Raw genomic sequence first — 16,786 nt, forward strand, 5'->3', positions numbered from 1 at the left:
AAATTAATAAAGGAAATTACATATTATGCATAAAAAAGACATCTTTTTTATTATAATGTTATTTTCAAACGTTTTCGTTAATAAATTTCTAAAAATTAACAAAAATTCTTGACTTAATGCACATCATTACTATCTGGAACGCGGTTCTTTGGATCGACTTTTTTCTCTTCTTTAATTTGTCGTTTTCGAGTTTCTTCTATAAAGTTAAAAAACTCAGGATTGGTTTCCGAATCATCCGATTCATTGACGGGTTTATTTACATTATCTTTCACATTTTGTGATTTAAATAACTTGTGTAGCAACTCTTTAAAATCGTCAAAATCCACACGATACGATAACCCTAAACCTTGCGTATAGCCTATATTTTGTCCAATTGTATTGGAATTTAAATCGTTTTCTCTATTAAATACGTGCGCGGTTAAAGTACCGTCAGTATTTAATCGCATTTCTACTTCCACGTTACCTACAACATATGATTGATTAATACCACCTACCGGAACACCTACATTTCCGTTTATAGTAATCCTATCATTTATTTGAGTGGTTAAGGTAACTAAGGCTCTATCAGAAATTTCTTGTTGCCGATTTCCAATTTCATAATTTAATCCTAATTGTAATTTATTTTCTCCATCAGATAAAACATCGCCAAATATACTACTAGCTTTTTCGAATAAAGAGCCAAAATAATTGGTATTATTTGGTGCAAAAAAACCACCTGTGGCTAATAATGCAAAGGCTTGTTGTTGTCTGAAATCCTTGTCTTGTAATTTATAATCTAAATCACTTTTTAATACAGAACTTACATTAGGAAAATTAATATTAAAATCAGATTGAGGTGCGTTTAATTCACCAGTTATTAAAATACTTACTTCTGTAGGAATTTTTTTATTAAAAGTGGTATTTTCTAACAACACATTAGGGTTTGCAGTAATATTTGTTGTTACAGCTTCTAAATTTAACTTAGCGCCCAATGGATCGCCTTCCCAGCTAATAGTTCCTCCATTTTTTACTGTGAATTTCTTATCAATAATACTACCATATCTAAATAAATATTCTCCTTTGTTGACGATGAAGTCACCCGTCATTTGAAATTTTCCTAAGGTATTGATGTTCATAAACATAGATCCGTTACCCGTTCCTTTCATGGAATGCCCCGTTTCACGATTTAAAATCACTTCAATTTCAGCATTTGGTGTAATGGCAAAATTAAAATTCAAATCGATACCTCTGTAGGTTTTGGTTGGTTGGTTGGTACTATTTTTTGTGCCAAATTTTTCTTCAGGGGTAGTAAAATGTACTAAACCATTTTCACTCACACTTTCCGAATCGTTAACAGGAATTTTAATTGAAGTTCCTTTGGCGGTTTCCCCTTCGGCGTTGATAACTAAAGCCTCTACAGGGCCCTCAATGGTGGCAAAACCATCAAAATATGCTTTTCCAAAATAATAGGCATCGTCTGCATCTTGGGTATCTAAAACTAAAAGTTTATTTGATGCTATTTTCAAATCCATTTCCCAATTTTCAAATTTTTCATGAGAAATGGTTCCGCTGAGTATTCCTTTGGTTTTTTCATTTACATCTATTAAATCAATATCTCTAAAAATAAATTTATCTTGAGTTAAATCGACTTTTGAATTTTTATCGAAATCATAATCTACATTTAGATAAGGTACTCGTAAACCTGCTTCATTTAAATACAATACGCCATCTAATTCAGGATTATCAATTGGTCCAACAATATTAGCTCTTCCGGAAGCCAAGCCACGGACATTATCTAAAACACCCGTTAAAAAACCACCTATTGGTTTGATATTAAAGTTATCAAAACTTGCATCTAAATTTAATATCGTTTGATTATTAACTAAATCAATTGTTCCTGTAGTTAAAAATGTTTCTTGATCTTTATTAACTACAGAAGCATCAACATTAAATATCTTAAAAGTTTCATCTCCAAAAACTTTTAATTTTAAATCTCCTAATTCGCTATCATTTAGTACTAACCCATCTATCGTTAGGTCTGTTGATGGTTTATAAATTAGGTTATCTTGTTTGTATTTTAGATTTCCATTTAACTTCCCACCAAGACTTAAATTCTTAACATCGGGTGTGATTTTGGAAATATCAACATCGTAAAACGTAAAATTAAAATCTTTGTAGGTATCTCCTTTCATTTCCCCATTAAAATCAATGAATTGATTATTATGTGATAAAGTTAATTGGTTGAAATTGAAGTTCTTAAACTGTTTGTCAAAAACAATAGTGTTTTCAGTTGATTCCTTTTCGTTAATAAACCATTGGAAATTTTTAAATGTAATATCTGATTTTTTAAATCCAACTATAGATTGCTTATTTTCATCAATTGTATGATATAAGTTTAAATCGAATTTATCTTCACCATTATCACCGCCTTTAAATTCGGTTCTTGCAAAAAGCGTATCGTTTACTGTTAAATTTATCAAACTAAAATCGGAAATTTTATAGTTTTTTGTATTTAAACTATCTAATTCAATATATGTGTTATACAAAGGATTTTTGTTGTCTATATCAATTTTAATACCGTTAAATTTGTTCTCAAATGCATTGACAAATGTAGAATTAAAGTCAAATTGAAACAAGCCTTCATCTGCATTAATTTTTCCTTTTAATCGGGAATTTTCGCCAATTGAAACATCCGGATAAAATACTTCTAAAACAGTATTGTAAACTGTAAAATCAAAATCTAAAAATTGATTTTTAGATAATTTATGTGGTGAATAATTGGCATACAAACTACCAACAGCATTTTCAACAATTTTTTTAATTTGTTTGGTTTGATATTTACCTACTATTTGACCTTCAATAATATCATCCGATTGAAAGGAAACCGTTCTAATGTTTTGATTATCAAAAGATGAAGTTACCGAAGCTGAATCGAAATAATATTTGTTTTTCGGGTTGATGTAGGAAATATTTTCTAAATTTATGGTACCTGCTAAATCGTCTAAAGAGTTGCCTTGCGCCTGCATTTCAATTGAGCCAGCCAATATTGAAGTAGCATCTTTAGTATATAAATTTATTTTTTTAAGATTAGCATATTCAATTTCAACATCAAAATCATATATTTTTTTTCTATTACTTAAATCTACTAAACCATCAAACGTTAATAATAAATTAGGGTCTTTACTATGAAAATGTCCTTTAAAATAAGGCATCTTCATCGTACCATTTATATCAATATTTTTATACGAATACCCATTGAATCTAAATTGACCAATATTTCCTTTTAGCTTCGTATTTAAATATTTTTTAGAAAACCCTGTTCCATTAATATCTAATACTACCGATGTATTTCCTAAATCTTTTTCATTTAAGAAGGCTCCTAAATTAAAATTATCTAACTGAAAATTTCCTACATAAGTGGCCCTGTCTATGGTGTCTATTTTATCCATTTTAAAATCGCCCTTTGCACGTCCTAATTTTGAAAACAAATCCACATCGGCAATGATCCATTTTTCAGTAAGCTCTACTTTTCCTTTAACATCAACACGTCCAAGTTTTTGTAATTGTTTTGGTAAGTTTTTTCCTAAAAGATTCGGTAAAACTTTACTAATACTAGTTTGACTTGCGGATAATCTGTCAAAACTTCCTTTGAGGTAAAATTTTTGGTCGCCTTTACCAAAAATATTTTTAAGTTGAAGATTTCCTACTATTTCATTATCATTTAAATCATTGAATTTTAAGTTATTAAATTTCAAATCATTTAACGTACCTAAAATATGGGAATCAATATAAAATTTCTGATTTTTTCCGAATTCTGGATAGAAGAAATTCAAGTCATTACTTGAAATTTTACCTTCTTTGATATCCAAATCGAAAATCACTTTATTATTAAAATCTTTGAAATCTTTTCGATTGTAACGTAATTCTGTTTTTCCTTTAAACGAAGAATTTTCTGTTTCTAAAATTAATTCATTTAATAAAATATTCTTTTGTGTGTAAGTGAAATCAGAAGTTAAGTTTTTCATTACCAAACCTCTATGATCTTTAAACGACATCTTGTATACATAAGAAAATACATTTGCACCTTTAATATAAAAGTCGTCTAACTGACCATTTAAACTTGAAAAATCTAAAATTTTAGGTTTTATAAGATTTTGATCAATGTATCTAAATCTACTATTTTGTAAGGAAATAGAATTTATTTTTAATCTAAATTTTCCACTGGAAGGCTTTGGCGGATTGTCGTCAAAAGCAGCAACAAATTTATCTAAATTAGTATCTTTTTCTCCCTTGTATTGAATGATTTTTAGGTTTAATCCATCCGCTTGTAAATCACCTAAATAAGGATGTCCGTTTTCGTATAACTTTTTATAACTTAAAATTGAAGTATGAATACGGTTAAAATGAAACAATGTATCATTATGATGATCTTTTGCAAAAACTCCTTTTAATTTGACTCCTCCAAACGGATTGATAGCCACTTTTTCAATGGTAATTGTTACGCCAAAATCTTCTTTCAGTTGATCAGTAGCATATTTTCCGAGCCTTGTTTGCACTACAGGTAAGGCCAATAGTATGGCTACTAGAAGCATAAAAAGCAAAATACCAATTAAGGTACGAACCGCTATTTTTTTTACTGATTTAATATTATATTTATTTAAATTTGCAAAACAAATCTATTTTTATTTGCTTATAGCTACAAAAATAAGCAATTTTGTAAGACTTTAACAATACTTTTACACCAAAATTCATGCCTACTATTACAAATTTAAAAAATATTTACACGTTAGCCATAGAAAGTTCTTGTGACGATACTTCTGCTGCTGTTTTATGCAATGACAAAGTACTTTCAAATATTGTTGCCGGTCAAAAAGTACATGAAGAATATGGTGGCGTGGTTCCTGAGCTAGCTTCAAGAGCGCACCAACAAAATATTGTTCCCGTTGTAGAAATGGCTATTAAGAAAGCTGGAATTACAAAAGAAAAATTAAATTGCATAGCCTTTACTCAAGGTCCAGGTTTAATGGGTTCGCTTTTAGTGGGTGGTAGTTTTGCTAAATCGTTAAGTTTAGGCTTAGGTATTCCATTAGTGGCAATAAATCACATGAAAGCACATATTTTAGCGCATTTTATTGATGAAGAAGGCTATGGAAAACCCAATTTCCCTTTTATTTCTTTAACCATATCTGGAGGTCACACACAAATTGTAAAAGTTTCTAGTTTTTTTGAGATGGAAATTATTGGAGAAACCACTGATGATGCCGTTGGAGAAGCATTTGATAAAAGTGCTAAAATTTTAGGGCTTCCTTATCCTGGCGGACCTTTAGTTGACAAATACGCACAATTGGGAAATCCTAAAGCATTTGCTTTTACCAAACCAAAAGTGCAGGGTTTAGATTTTAGTTTTAGCGGGTTAAAAACACAAATTTTATATTTTGTTCAGAAAAAAACAGCTGAAAATGAAAATTTTATTACTGAAAATTTAAACGATATTTGTGCATCTATACAACATACGATTATTGAAATATTAATGGAAAAACTAAAATTAGCTGTAACCGAAACTGGAATTACAAGAATTACAATTGGAGGTGGAGTTTCGGCTAATTCAGGAATAAGAAATACATTAAAAGAAGCGGAATCAAAATACGGATGGCAAACGTTTATTCCAAAATTTGAATACACAACAGACAACGCTGCAATGATTGGAATTGTGGGTTATTATAATTTTTTAGAAGAAAATTTCAGTACATCTGATGTGGTCTCTAAAGCAAGAATTGAATTTTAAAACTATGCAATTATTCTATAATTCCGAAATAAAATCTGGTGATAAAACGTTTACTTTTGATAAAGAAGAAAGCAAACATATTATTAAAGTATTACGAAAACAGGAAGGTAATAAAATACACATTACTAATGGTTTAGGTTTTTTATTTATTTCTGAAATAGTTCTAGGTTTAGAAAAAAAATGTGAAGTTAAAATCAACGAAGAACGTTTTTTTAAACCCACTAATTTTTACACACATATTGCTGTTGCTCCTACCAAAATGCTCGACAGAATAGAATGGTTTTTAGAGAAAGCTACCGAGATTGGTATTCATGAAATTACGCCAATTATTTGCGAACATTCAGAACGAAAAATTTATAAAACAGACAGAGCGGAAAAAATCATTCAAGCTGCAACAAAACAATCTAATCAGTATTACCTACCAAAAATAAACGAAGCCACTACTTTAAACGAATTTCTTAAAAAAAATCATTCTGGTCAAAAATTTATTGCCCATTGTGTAGAAACCGAAAAAAAATCTTTTGCTAACGAAATTATAAAAGATAATCCTGTTACTATATTAATTGGACCTGAAGGTGATTTTTCTTCAAAAGAAATCAACTTAGCTGTTGAAAATGAATTTATTCCTGTAACTTTGGGGAACACAAGATTAAGAACGGAAACTGCGGCTTTAGTCGCTTGTCATACAATTGTAATTCAAAATGAATAAATTTATAACTTTTGGAATTTTAATATTTTGCAACTTGGGATTTTCCCAAGATATTGCTGTTTTAAAATATTCTGGCGGAGGAGATTGGTATGCCAATCCTACCTCTTTACCTAATTTGGTAAAGTTTTGTAATCAAAACATCAACACAAAATTGAACCCTAAAGTCAATTCCGTTGATGTGGGAAGTGCTGAATTATTCTTATATCCTTTTGTTCATATGACGGGTCACGGAAATGTAGTTTTCAGCAACAACGATATTCAAAATCTTCAAAATTATTTAAATTCTGGTGGTTTTTTACATATTGATGATAATTACGGTATGGATGAATTTATTAGAAAAGAAATAAAAAAACTTTTTCCAAATACTGCTTTAGTTGAAATTCCTAAAACACATCCTATTTTCCAATCGCCATATTCTTTTCCAAATGGATTACCAAAAATTCACGAACACGATAATAAACAACCGCAAGCTTATGGAATTTTTATTGAAAATAGATTGGCACTTTTATACACTTTCGAGTGCGATTTAGGAGACGGTTGGGAAAATCAAGAAGTACACAACGACCCAGCAAACGTTAGGGAAAAAGCACTTAAAATGGGCGCAAATATTATAAATTATGTGTTTTCTAACTAATTTTTCTATACATTTGTAAGAGCAAGAATTCCATTCAAAATCTGAGTTGGATAAACAAATATTTTTTTAACATGCAAAAAATTCCAAGTGTAGACTTACGTGATTTTCTGTCGGAAGACCCGATAAGGAAACAAAAATTTGTAAATGAAATCGGAAAAGCCTACGAAGAAATTGGTTTCGTTGCGTTAAAAGGTCACTTTTTAGATGACAAATTAGTTGAAAATTTGTACAGCGAAGTTAAAAATTTCTTCACACTACCTATTGAAACCAAAGAAAAATATGAAATTCCTGGTATCGGAGGACAAAGAGGCTATGTGTCTTTTGGAAAAGAACATGCAAAAGGTCGTTCCGCTGGAGATTTAAAAGAATTTTGGCACTTTGGTCAATATGCAGATTCGAATTCAAAATATGCTAATGAATACCCTGAAAATGTAACAGTGTCTGAATTACCCAATTTTAATAATACAGGTAAAGAAGCATATCAAATGTTAGAAAAAACAGGAATCTATGTACTTCGCGCTTTAGCGTTGTTTATAGGATTAGATGAATTTTATTTTGATGCTTACATTTCTGAAGGTAATAGTATATTAAGACCTATACATTACCCACCAATAACTGACGAACCTAAAGATGGTGCCGTTCGTGCGGCAGCTCATGGAGATATCAATCTAATCACTTTATTAATGGGTGCTCAAGGAAAAGGACTTCAGGTTCAAAACCACGAGGGACAATGGATTGATGCAATGGCACAACCGGATGAATTAATGATAAATGTTGGAGATATGTTATCGCGTCATACCAATAATCGATTGAAATCTACGATTCACCAAGTGGTAAATCCACCAAGAGAATTATGGGGAACTTCAAGATATTCTATTCCTTTTTTCATGCATCCTGTTAGTGATATGAAATTAAATTGTTTGCCAGAATGTATCGATGAAAATCATCCAAAATTATATGAAGATATAAATGCTGGTGATTTTTTACATGAAAGATTAGTAGAATTAGGATTAATTAAAAAATAAAAAATCAGATTTAATTCGCATTTCGCTCTGCGAATCTGTATGATTTGTGTATTAAAAATGGATTTACAAGAACAACTAAAAAACCTTTTTCCAGACCATATTCCTTCAAATGAACCAGAAGTTAGTCAGGAAATTGCACATGTATTATACGTTCAGAAAGAACCTATGATTTGTAAATATGAAAAACGAAAAGGAAAAGCTACAACTATTATTGAAGGTTACGAAGGATCGGACGAAGATTTCAAAGTTCTTGCTAAAGAAATCAAAACAAAATTAAGTGTGGGTGGTAGTTTTAAAGATGGTGCGATTATCCTTCAAGGCGATTACAGAGATAAAATAATGAAAATGCTTCAAGATAAAGGCTTCAAAACAAAACGTGTGGGAGGATAAAAGTATATTCCGTTAACAATTTTAGTGTTCAGTTAAATACAATTATGATAAAATCATCAGAATTAATATTAAATCCAGACGGAAGTGTTTATCATCTAAATTTAAAACCTGAATATATTGCTAATGATATCATTTTTGTTGGCGATCCAGAGCGAGTGTCTAAAATTACACAACATTTTGAAACTATAGAATTTTCAAAACAGAAAAGAGAATTTAAAACCGAAACCGGAATTTATAAAGGAAAACGTTTAACAGTTCAATCAACAGGAATTGGTCCTGACAATATTGACATAGTCATGAACGAATTAGATGCCTTAGTTAATATCGATTTAAACACAAAAGTACTTAAACCAAATCATACCACTTTAAACATTGTTCGAATTGGAACTTCTGGTTCTTTACAAGCTGATATTCCGGTGGATAGTTGGGTAATGAGCAAATTTGCCATTGGTTTGGACAACATGCTTCGCTCCTATTTAATTGAAGAACATACTGATTCAGAATTAGAAGATGCTTTTATTTTACACACCAATTGGGATATTAGAAAAGGTAGACCAACTGTGGTATCGTGTAATGAAACCTTGGAGATCAAATTTTGTTCAGAAAAATTTCATAAAGGATTTACAGGAACAGTTGGAGGATTTTACGGACCTCAAGGCAGAATAGTTCGCTTAAATATTCAGGATCCTGAATTAAATCATAAAATGGATACGTTTAACTATAAAGGAACAAGCATAACTAATTTAGAAATGGAAACGGCTGCAATTTATGGCTTAGGTAAATTATTAGGTCATAATTGTTTGTCATTAAATGCCATTATTGCAAACAGAGCGGTAGGCGAATTTAGTTCGAACCCAGAAAAAACAGTGAATGAGTTAATTGCTTATACTTTAGATAAATTGGTAGAAATAAACTATACAGATTAAAGAAATTTTAATAATTAGTGTAATTTCTCAAATGAGTGTTTTAAAAAATAATTAAGTAAACCCTTAAACCCATAATCCAAAACCTTACACCCAAAATATGAAAGAAGTAAAAATAGTTGGCGTTCCCGAACATTTTAATTTACCATGGCACATGTGTATTGAAAATGGTGAATTTCATGAAGTTGGAATCGATTTAAAATGGACAGATGTACCTGAAGGAACAGGAAAAATGTGTCAAATGCTTCGTGCTAATGAAACGGATATTGCCATTATTTTAACTGAAGGAATTATTAAGGATCTAAATGAAAATCAACACAGCAGTATAATACAAATTTTCGTAAAATCACCCTTAATATGGGGAATTCATGTAGATGGAAAAGCTGAATATAATTCGGTTGCTGATTTAGAAAATAAAGTTTCTGCCATAAGCAGAATGGGTTCTGGTTCTCATTTAATGAGCATTGTAAATGCTGAAAAAAATAATTGGAATACAAATAATATCCCTTTTGAAGTTGTTAATAATTTAGATGGCGCAGTAGCAAGTTTTTCTGAAGGAAAATCAGATTATTTTATGTGGGAAAAATTCACCACAAAACCTTTGGTAGACAATGGAACTTTTAAACGTGTGGGCGAATGTCCTACCCCTTGGCCATGTTTTGTAATTGCGGTTAGAAATGAATTTTTAGCAGAAAACGAATCTGTGATGGCTTTAATTTTAGAAATAATAAACGCTACAACAGAAGAATTCAAATACATTCCAAGCATCGATAGAACACTTGCAACAAGATATCATCAAAAATTAGAAGATATCCAACAATGGTTGCAACAAACCCAGTGGAGTCAGAAAAATTTAGATGAAAAAACCTATCAAATTGTTCAAAATAAACTGTTTGATTTAGCTATTATTTCTAATAAAGTAGCCTTCAATCAACTTGTTAAAAACCTATAAAAAGAAGTTTCAATTTATGTTATTGCTACATTTTTAACTACTTTTGAATGCAAAACAAAATCGAATTTCCGAAATATAAAAATGACATTTTTTCTAAAATCTTTTTTTGATAAAATATCCGTTTGGCTTATTTCAAATAAGCTTAGAGAAAATAGTATATTATTTGTTTTATCTTTTTTAATTAGCATTCCTGTCTTTATTTATTTTAGAAAAAATATTTATTATTTTGATGCAGAAATACCTTTCGATAAAATTTCAGTTTTTATTTTTCTTTTAACTGTATTTATGCTAATTTTAAAATGGTTACGTAAAAAAATCATATATTCAATTTTAGTTTATTTTCTCATTTTTACGATAGCATCTGTACAGGGAAACTATGCTTTATTTCAAGTAGTAACAGCATATAAAATCACTTTTTTAAGTGATGAAATGCAAAAAGAGGAAACCTATTTAGAACAAAAAACATTAAAACCATTTCCAAATAAAACTCGGGTATATAAAAGTGTGGATTTTTCCAGTTCAAAAGTTAGAAATTTTGCATTATATGCAGTTAATACTCATTTTAAAGACACACCAAATTATCCGATTAATAGAAAACTGATTCAATATTTTGCGGTTTTTAAAGAAGTAAATCGCAGATGGAATTATGTAAATGATCCAAAAGGACAAGAATATTTTGCAAGTGGTAGCGAGAGTTTATTATATTTTTCAGGTGATTGCGATGATCATGCCATTTTAATGTGTGCGGCAATAAAATCAATTGGTGGAAGTATGCGACTAATACATACAGGAAAACACATGTATCCAGAAGTTTTAATAGGAAATGAAAAAGAATTAGAAACCGCCATGTATCTAATTAGTAATGAGCTTTTTAAAGATATTTCAAAAGGAAGAACAATTTATTTTCATCGTGATGAAAAAGGAAAAATTTGGTTAAATTTAGATTATACCGCACATTATCCTGGAGGGCCCTTTTTAGGTGAAGAAGTGTTAAGTATTTTAGATTTACAACAACCTGAACTTACCAATCAATCTGGTTTTTTCCAATAGATTTTAAATACGTATTGGATTGGCTAAAATGCTTATTTCCAAACCAAAATCCTCTATTAGCACTTAATGGTGATGGATGGCCACACTTTAAAACAAGATGTTTTTCTCTATTTATTTTAATTCCTTTTTTTTGTGCAAAACTTCCCCAAAGTAAAAAAACAATGTTTTCGCATTCGCTTGAAATAAAATCGATTAAATGATCAGTAAAAATATTCCACTTTAAGTGTTTGTGACTATTCGCTTCGTCTTTTCTAACCGTTAAACTAGCATTCAATAGTAGTATGCCTTGTTGTGCCCAACGCTCTAAATTACCATTTGTTGGTAAAAATATCGAATCTAAATCAGAATTAATTTCTGCAAAAATATTTTTTAATGAAGGTGGAATTTTAATACCTTCATTTACCGAAAAACATAAACCATTTGCTTCTCCATCTCCGTGATAAGGATCTTGACCAATTATTACCACTTTTAAATCATTCAAATTACATTTTTCAAAAGCATTAAAAATTAAATGTTTTGGAGGAAAACAAACGGAAGTTTCATATTCGTTTTCAACATTTGAAATTAGTTTTAAAAAATATTCTTTTTGAATTTCTACTTCAAAAAATGATTTCCAAGAAAAATCAATATTATCATAGAGCATATTTATTGTTTTTACAAATATAAAACTTTATCTTTTGTAACTTTGCAAATATCCTAGGAATTTAAAAATGATTTCAATTACCGAAAAAACACTAAAAGATTTAGAGTTTCATACTATTTTACAGACCATTTCTGAGCGTTGTAACACAGAAATTGGAATGGAAAAAGCACTTCAAATTCAGCCATTCCAAAATAAAGAAATATTGTTTTCAGAATTGGCATATACCAATGAATATGTAGCTTCTTTTAGCAATAACAATGCTTTACCAAATCATGGGTTTGAGACCGTTACTACTGATTTGAAATTATTAGCTATTGAAGATAGTTTCTTGGAGTTAATAGCCATAAAAAAAATATTAGATTTAAGTAAATCTACCAATGAATATTTAAAATTTTTAAAGAAATTTTCGGATTATTATCCAGAATTATACAAAAAATCTACTCAAATTGAGTTTACACCTTATATCACAAAATCTATAGAAGAAATTGTAAATAAATTTGGAGAAATTAAAGATGATGCTTCACCCGATTTAGTAAACATTAGAAGAAGTATTAATGTGGTTCGAGGTAAAATCAACCAAAGTTTTGGAATGGCGTTATCGCACTTTAATTCACTTGGTTATTTAGATGACATTAAGGAAACAGTTGTTGATAATCGTAGAGTTTTAGCGGTTCAAGCGATGTATCGAAAGAAAGTCAAAGGGTCTATTTTAGGAAATTCTAAAACAGGGAGTATTGCCTACATAGAACCAGAAACTACATTAAAATATTCTCGAGAATTAAATGTATTAGAGTTTGAAGAACGGGAAGAAATTATGCGAATTTTACGCATGCTTTCTGCAACAATTAGACCCTATACACCCTTAATTTCTCAATATCAGGATTTTCTTTCTGATATGGATGTAATTGCAGCAAAAGCAAAATACGCCAACAGAATTAACGGAATACTTCCAAAAATTAATACTGAAAAGCGCTTGTTTTTTAGAGAGGCCTTCCATCCTATTCTACTTTTAAATAACAAATTAGAAAACAAACCTACTTTTCCACAAACCATAGAGCTAGAAAGCAATAATCGTATTATTGTAATTTCAGGTCCTAATGCAGGGGGAAAAACCATTTCTTTAAAAACTATTGGTTTACTACAATTGATGTTACAATGCGGGATGCTAATTCCAGTTCACGAACGTAGTGAAACGTTTTTATTTGATAGAATCTTAACAGATATAGGCGACAACCAATCCATTGAAAATCATTTGAGTACCTATAGTTATCGTTTGAAGAATATGAATTATTTCTTAAAAAAATGTAACGACAAAACTTTATTTTTAATTGACGAATTTGGTACAGGTTCTGATCCTGAATTGGGTGGTGCTTTGGCAGAAATTTTCTTAGAAGAATTTTACGACCGAGAAGCCTACGGAATTATCACCACACATTATACCAACTTAAAAATATTAGCCAACGAATTGCCTTTTGCTAGTAATGCCAATATGTTATTTGATGAAAAGTCACTAGAACCAATGTATAAATTACATTTGGGTCAGCCAGGAAGTTCGTTTACGTTTGAAGTCGCACAGAAAAATGGAATTCCATATGGTTTAATTAATCGTGCGAAAAAGAAAATAGAAAATACAAAAGTACGATTTGATAAAACCATTGCTACTTTACAAAAAGAGCGCTCGAAAATGGAAAAAACGTCTGTTTCCTTAAAAGAAGAAGAAACCAAAGCGCGTGAAGAAAGCAAGAAAATGGAATCCATAAATAGTAAAATTCAGGATAAACTAGAACGTTATCAGGAATTGTATGACGCCAATCAGCGTTTGATTTATATGGGACAAAAAATTGATGATATTGCCGAAAAATACTTTAATAATAAAGACAAAAAAACCTTAATTGGAGAATTATTAAAAGTAGTTGAAATTGAAAATTCGAAACGAAAAAAAATATCTGCTAAAGAGAAAAAAATCAAAGAAGTTGTTGTGAAACAAGTAATTGCTGAAGTAAACGTAAAAGTAGAAGAAATTCGTACCGAAAAAAAGGAAAATAAAATCAAAGCCAAATTGATTCCTGAGAAACCTGTTGTAGTTTTAAAAGTTGGTGATAGAGTTCGAATGAAAGATGGAAAAGCTATCGGAACCATTGAGAAAATTGAAAAAAATAAAGTTTCTGTGAACTACGGCGTGTTTATCTCTAAAACAAATTTAGAAAGTTTAGAATATGTTCAACCAAGTTAATGTGGCAGTTTTTGGTTTAATTTACCTAAAGATCATCTAATAAAGACTTTCGCCGTTTAAATCCGTAGTCAATACATCGCTCATATAATTGAAAAAAGGTCTCATTGCTGCAAAAGTAGCGAGTACTTCTTCCTTAAAATTTGGCGATAATACGTCTTTGTTTGTAAATTTTCTGGTTAATAAAAACTGCTTTTTTCTAATTAAATCAATATCTGGATGTGTTTTATCGAAGTTTTTTGGAGCGGTTTTTAATTCTTCACCTTCCAAAGTTCCAAACATTTTTTTAAATGTTGCATCTGCGATAATTTTCCTTAAATCAGAGGCATCCAATTCTAATTCTTTTCTAAATCGCAATAAATCTTCGTTATTGGGTTCCCAAAATCCGCCACCAACAAAGCTCGCTTCATTTTCAATATGTAAATACATACCACCACGAAGCATCGGTTTTGTTCTAGAAAATCCAACAGAAAAATGATTTTTATAAGGCAATTTATCTTTAGAAAAACGTACATCTCTATAAATTCTAAACACTTGCATTTTTTCTAAACTATCTATTTTTTCCAAATCGGTAAAGACTTCTGTAAAAAAAGCTTTTGCCAAATTATTTTCTGTTTCAAAGCGTTTTTTATTTTCGGTAAACCAATCGCGATTGTTGTTTTTAGCAAGTAAATCTAAAAATTCAAAAGTTGATTTTGTTAACATAAGTAGTTATTAAAATTAAATTTAATCATTTAGTTTACTGTTTTTGTAACTGAAGGCAAAATAAATTACCAATCCAATAATCAACCAAACGCCAAACCACATCCAATTAGAAACCGCCATTCCTGTTAATAAATAACAACAAGAAATTAATCCTAATAATGGAATTAATGATAAGTTTTTAGTGAAGGATAAAATTGTCATTACTATACAAACAAGAATAAAAACCAACATGGGTATGTTTGTAGCTAATTTATCTATTGAAAAATCGAAAAGATTTGTAAAGAAATCTGGAACATAATTAACAATTAATATTGTAGCAATTGCAACTAAAACAGGAAAAATAAACTTAGCATTCACATACGGAATTCTGAATTTTCCTTTGGTTTCACGTTCTGCGATTTCGGTTTCACTTTGTGGAGAAAGCATTAAAACGCCACCACAAACTAATACAAACGCAAATAAAGTTCCAATACTTGTAAAATCTAAAACAAAATTTTCATCCGTAAAAAAGATGGGAATTCCTACTACTAAACCAGTAACAAGAGTAGCGAAACTTGGTGTTTTATATTTAGGATGAATAGTCGAAAAACGTTTAGGCATTAAACCATCACGACTCATCGTCATCCAAATTCTTGGTTGTCCCATTTGAAAAACCAGTAACACACTAGTCATAGCTACAACTGCTGCAATTGAAACCACAAACAACATCCATTTTACACCTTTTAAAGCAAATATTTCAGCTAAAGGATCACTAACGCCAAGCAGTTTATAAGAAACCATTCCTGTAATAACCAAAGCTAAAACTATAAAAACAATCGTGCAGATTACTAACGAATAAATCATTCCTTTTGGTAAATCGCGTTGTGGATTTTTACTTTCTTCTGCCAAAGTAGAAACTGCATCAAACCCAATATAAGCAAAGAAAACAGCAGAAACGCCACCCATAACTCCACTAAAACCATTTGGCATAAAAGGCGTCCAATTATCAATATCTACATAAAAAGCACCTATAATTATTACCAAGGCAATTATTGCTAACTTTATATACACCATAGCATTGCTAAAGTTTTTAGATTCTTTTGTACCTCTGTACACCAAATAAGTAATTAAAATATTAATAATCACCGCTGGTAAATCGAAAATTACTTTCAAATTTCCTAACATTGGCGCGTTTTTCCATGCTGATAAACCTTCGTCACCTTTACTTGCAATAAAAGCTGCGTGTGCCGATTTATAATTTATGGTTAACCATTCTGGTAAATAAATTCCAAAACTTTCTAATAAGTTAGTAAAATAACCACTCCATGAAAAGGCAATATATATATTTCCTATTGAATATTCCATAATTAATGCCCAACCAATTATCCATGCAAAAAGTTCTCCAAAAGAAACGTAAGCATACGTATACGCACTACCAGAAACCGGCACACGAGATGCGAATTCAGCGTAACACATTGCTGTAAAACCACAAGCAATGGCGCACATAATATATAAAAGTACTACGGCAGGTCCGCCTGAAAAGCAAGCGTTTCCGATGGCACTAAACGTACCACCACCAATAATAGCAGCAATTCCAAAAAAAGTTAAATCTTTTACAGTCAATACTTTATTTAAACCAGAATGTTCACCATCGCCTCCTTGTTTTAATATCGTTGTAATTGATTTCTTTCTGAAAATTTTCATTTTTTTATAAATTTTGATTAGCAAAGCAAATATAGAATTAAAATTGTAATTGTTTTCAGTTATTAATGTCAAAAATAA

Annotated in this window: 13 protein-coding genes; 9 read left to right on the forward strand and 4 right to left on the reverse strand. The window is 30.2% G+C overall.

The window, feature by feature from the left end:
• Positions 1-113: 113 nt before the first annotated feature.
• Positions 114-4,655, reverse strand: a complete 4,542-nt coding sequence (locus ABWP60_RS02325) for a translocation/assembly module TamB domain-containing protein (RefSeq protein WP_502904805.1) — start codon at positions 4,653-4,655, stop codon at positions 114-116.
• Positions 4,656-4,729: 74 nt separating this feature from the next.
• Here ABWP60_RS02325 and tsaD point away from each other — a divergent pair, with 74 nt between their 5' ends.
• The 8 genes from tsaD to ABWP60_RS02365 all read left to right on the forward strand — a co-directional run bounded on the left by tsaD (position 4,730) and on the right by ABWP60_RS02365 (position 11,447).
• Positions 4,730-5,764: a tRNA (adenosine(37)-N6)-threonylcarbamoyltransferase complex transferase subunit TsaD gene (tsaD, locus tag ABWP60_RS02330; protein WP_353147951.1), complete on the forward strand. Its 1,035-nt coding sequence runs from the start codon at positions 4,730-4,732 to the stop codon at positions 5,762-5,764.
• Between the two features lie 4 nt (positions 5,765-5,768).
• Positions 5,769-6,473 carry a 16S rRNA (uracil(1498)-N(3))-methyltransferase gene (locus tag ABWP60_RS02335; protein ID WP_353147954.1) on the forward strand — a complete coding sequence of 235 codons (705 nt, stop codon included), beginning with the start codon at positions 5,769-5,771 and terminating at the stop codon, positions 6,471-6,473.
• A complete protein-coding gene (locus ABWP60_RS02340) occupies positions 6,466-7,107 on the forward strand; it encodes a DUF4159 domain-containing protein (protein ID WP_353147956.1) in 642 nt (213 codons plus the stop codon). The genes ABWP60_RS02335 and ABWP60_RS02340 overlap by 8 nt, the downstream gene beginning before the upstream one ends.
• Positions 7,108-7,178: 71 nt before the next feature.
• Complete coding sequence (locus ABWP60_RS02345) at positions 7,179-8,132, forward strand: isopenicillin N synthase family dioxygenase (protein WP_353147958.1); 954 nt, start codon at positions 7,179-7,181, stop codon at positions 8,130-8,132.
• Between the two features lie 57 nt (positions 8,133-8,189).
• Entirely contained in the window at positions 8,190-8,522 is a 333-nt protein-coding gene (locus tag ABWP60_RS02350; RefSeq protein ID WP_353147961.1) for a translation initiation factor, read from the forward strand.
• Between the two features lie 44 nt (positions 8,523-8,566).
• The gene (locus tag ABWP60_RS02355) at positions 8,567-9,448 is read left to right on the forward strand and encodes a nucleoside phosphorylase (protein WP_353147963.1); all 882 of its coding nucleotides are present in this window, start codon (positions 8,567-8,569) and stop codon (positions 9,446-9,448) included.
• Between the two features lie 97 nt (positions 9,449-9,545).
• Positions 9,546-10,397, forward strand: a complete 852-nt coding sequence (locus tag ABWP60_RS02360; RefSeq protein ID WP_353147966.1) for a substrate-binding domain-containing protein — start codon at positions 9,546-9,548, stop codon at positions 10,395-10,397.
• 81 nt (positions 10,398-10,478) lie between these two features.
• Positions 10,479-11,447 carry a transglutaminase gene (locus ABWP60_RS02365; RefSeq protein WP_353147969.1) on the forward strand — a complete coding sequence of 323 codons (969 nt, stop codon included), beginning with the start codon at positions 10,479-10,481 and terminating at the stop codon, positions 11,445-11,447.
• Here ABWP60_RS02365 and ung read toward each other — a convergent pair.
• Positions 11,419-12,090 (reverse strand): uracil-DNA glycosylase, encoded by a 672-nt coding sequence (gene ung, locus ABWP60_RS02370; RefSeq protein WP_353147971.1) that lies wholly within the window; start codon positions 12,088-12,090, stop codon positions 11,419-11,421. The genes ABWP60_RS02365 and ung overlap by 29 nt on opposite strands.
• Positions 12,091-12,157: 67 nt before the next feature.
• Between ung and ABWP60_RS02375 the strand changes: the two genes are divergently transcribed.
• Positions 12,158-14,323: an endonuclease MutS2 gene (locus ABWP60_RS02375; RefSeq protein WP_353147974.1), complete on the forward strand. Its 2,166-nt coding sequence runs from the start codon at positions 12,158-12,160 to the stop codon at positions 14,321-14,323.
• Between the two features lie 36 nt (positions 14,324-14,359).
• On the opposite strand, the gene ABWP60_RS02380 is transcribed toward ABWP60_RS02375, so the two are convergent.
• Together ABWP60_RS02380 and ABWP60_RS02385 are read right to left on the reverse strand one after the other, a co-directional pair.
• A complete protein-coding gene (locus ABWP60_RS02380; protein WP_353147977.1) occupies positions 14,360-15,025 on the reverse strand; it encodes a DUF2461 domain-containing protein in 666 nt (221 codons plus the stop codon).
• A gap of 21 nt (positions 15,026-15,046) precedes the next feature.
• Positions 15,047-16,708: an amino acid permease gene (locus ABWP60_RS02385; RefSeq protein ID WP_353147980.1), complete on the reverse strand. Its 1,662-nt coding sequence runs from the start codon at positions 16,706-16,708 to the stop codon at positions 15,047-15,049.
• Positions 16,709-16,786: the final 78 nt, after the last annotated feature.

It is taken from the genome of Flavobacterium sp. (assembly GCF_040402895.1).
In the GTDB taxonomy this organism is placed as follows: Bacteria; Bacteroidota; Bacteroidia; order Flavobacteriales; family Flavobacteriaceae; genus Flavobacterium.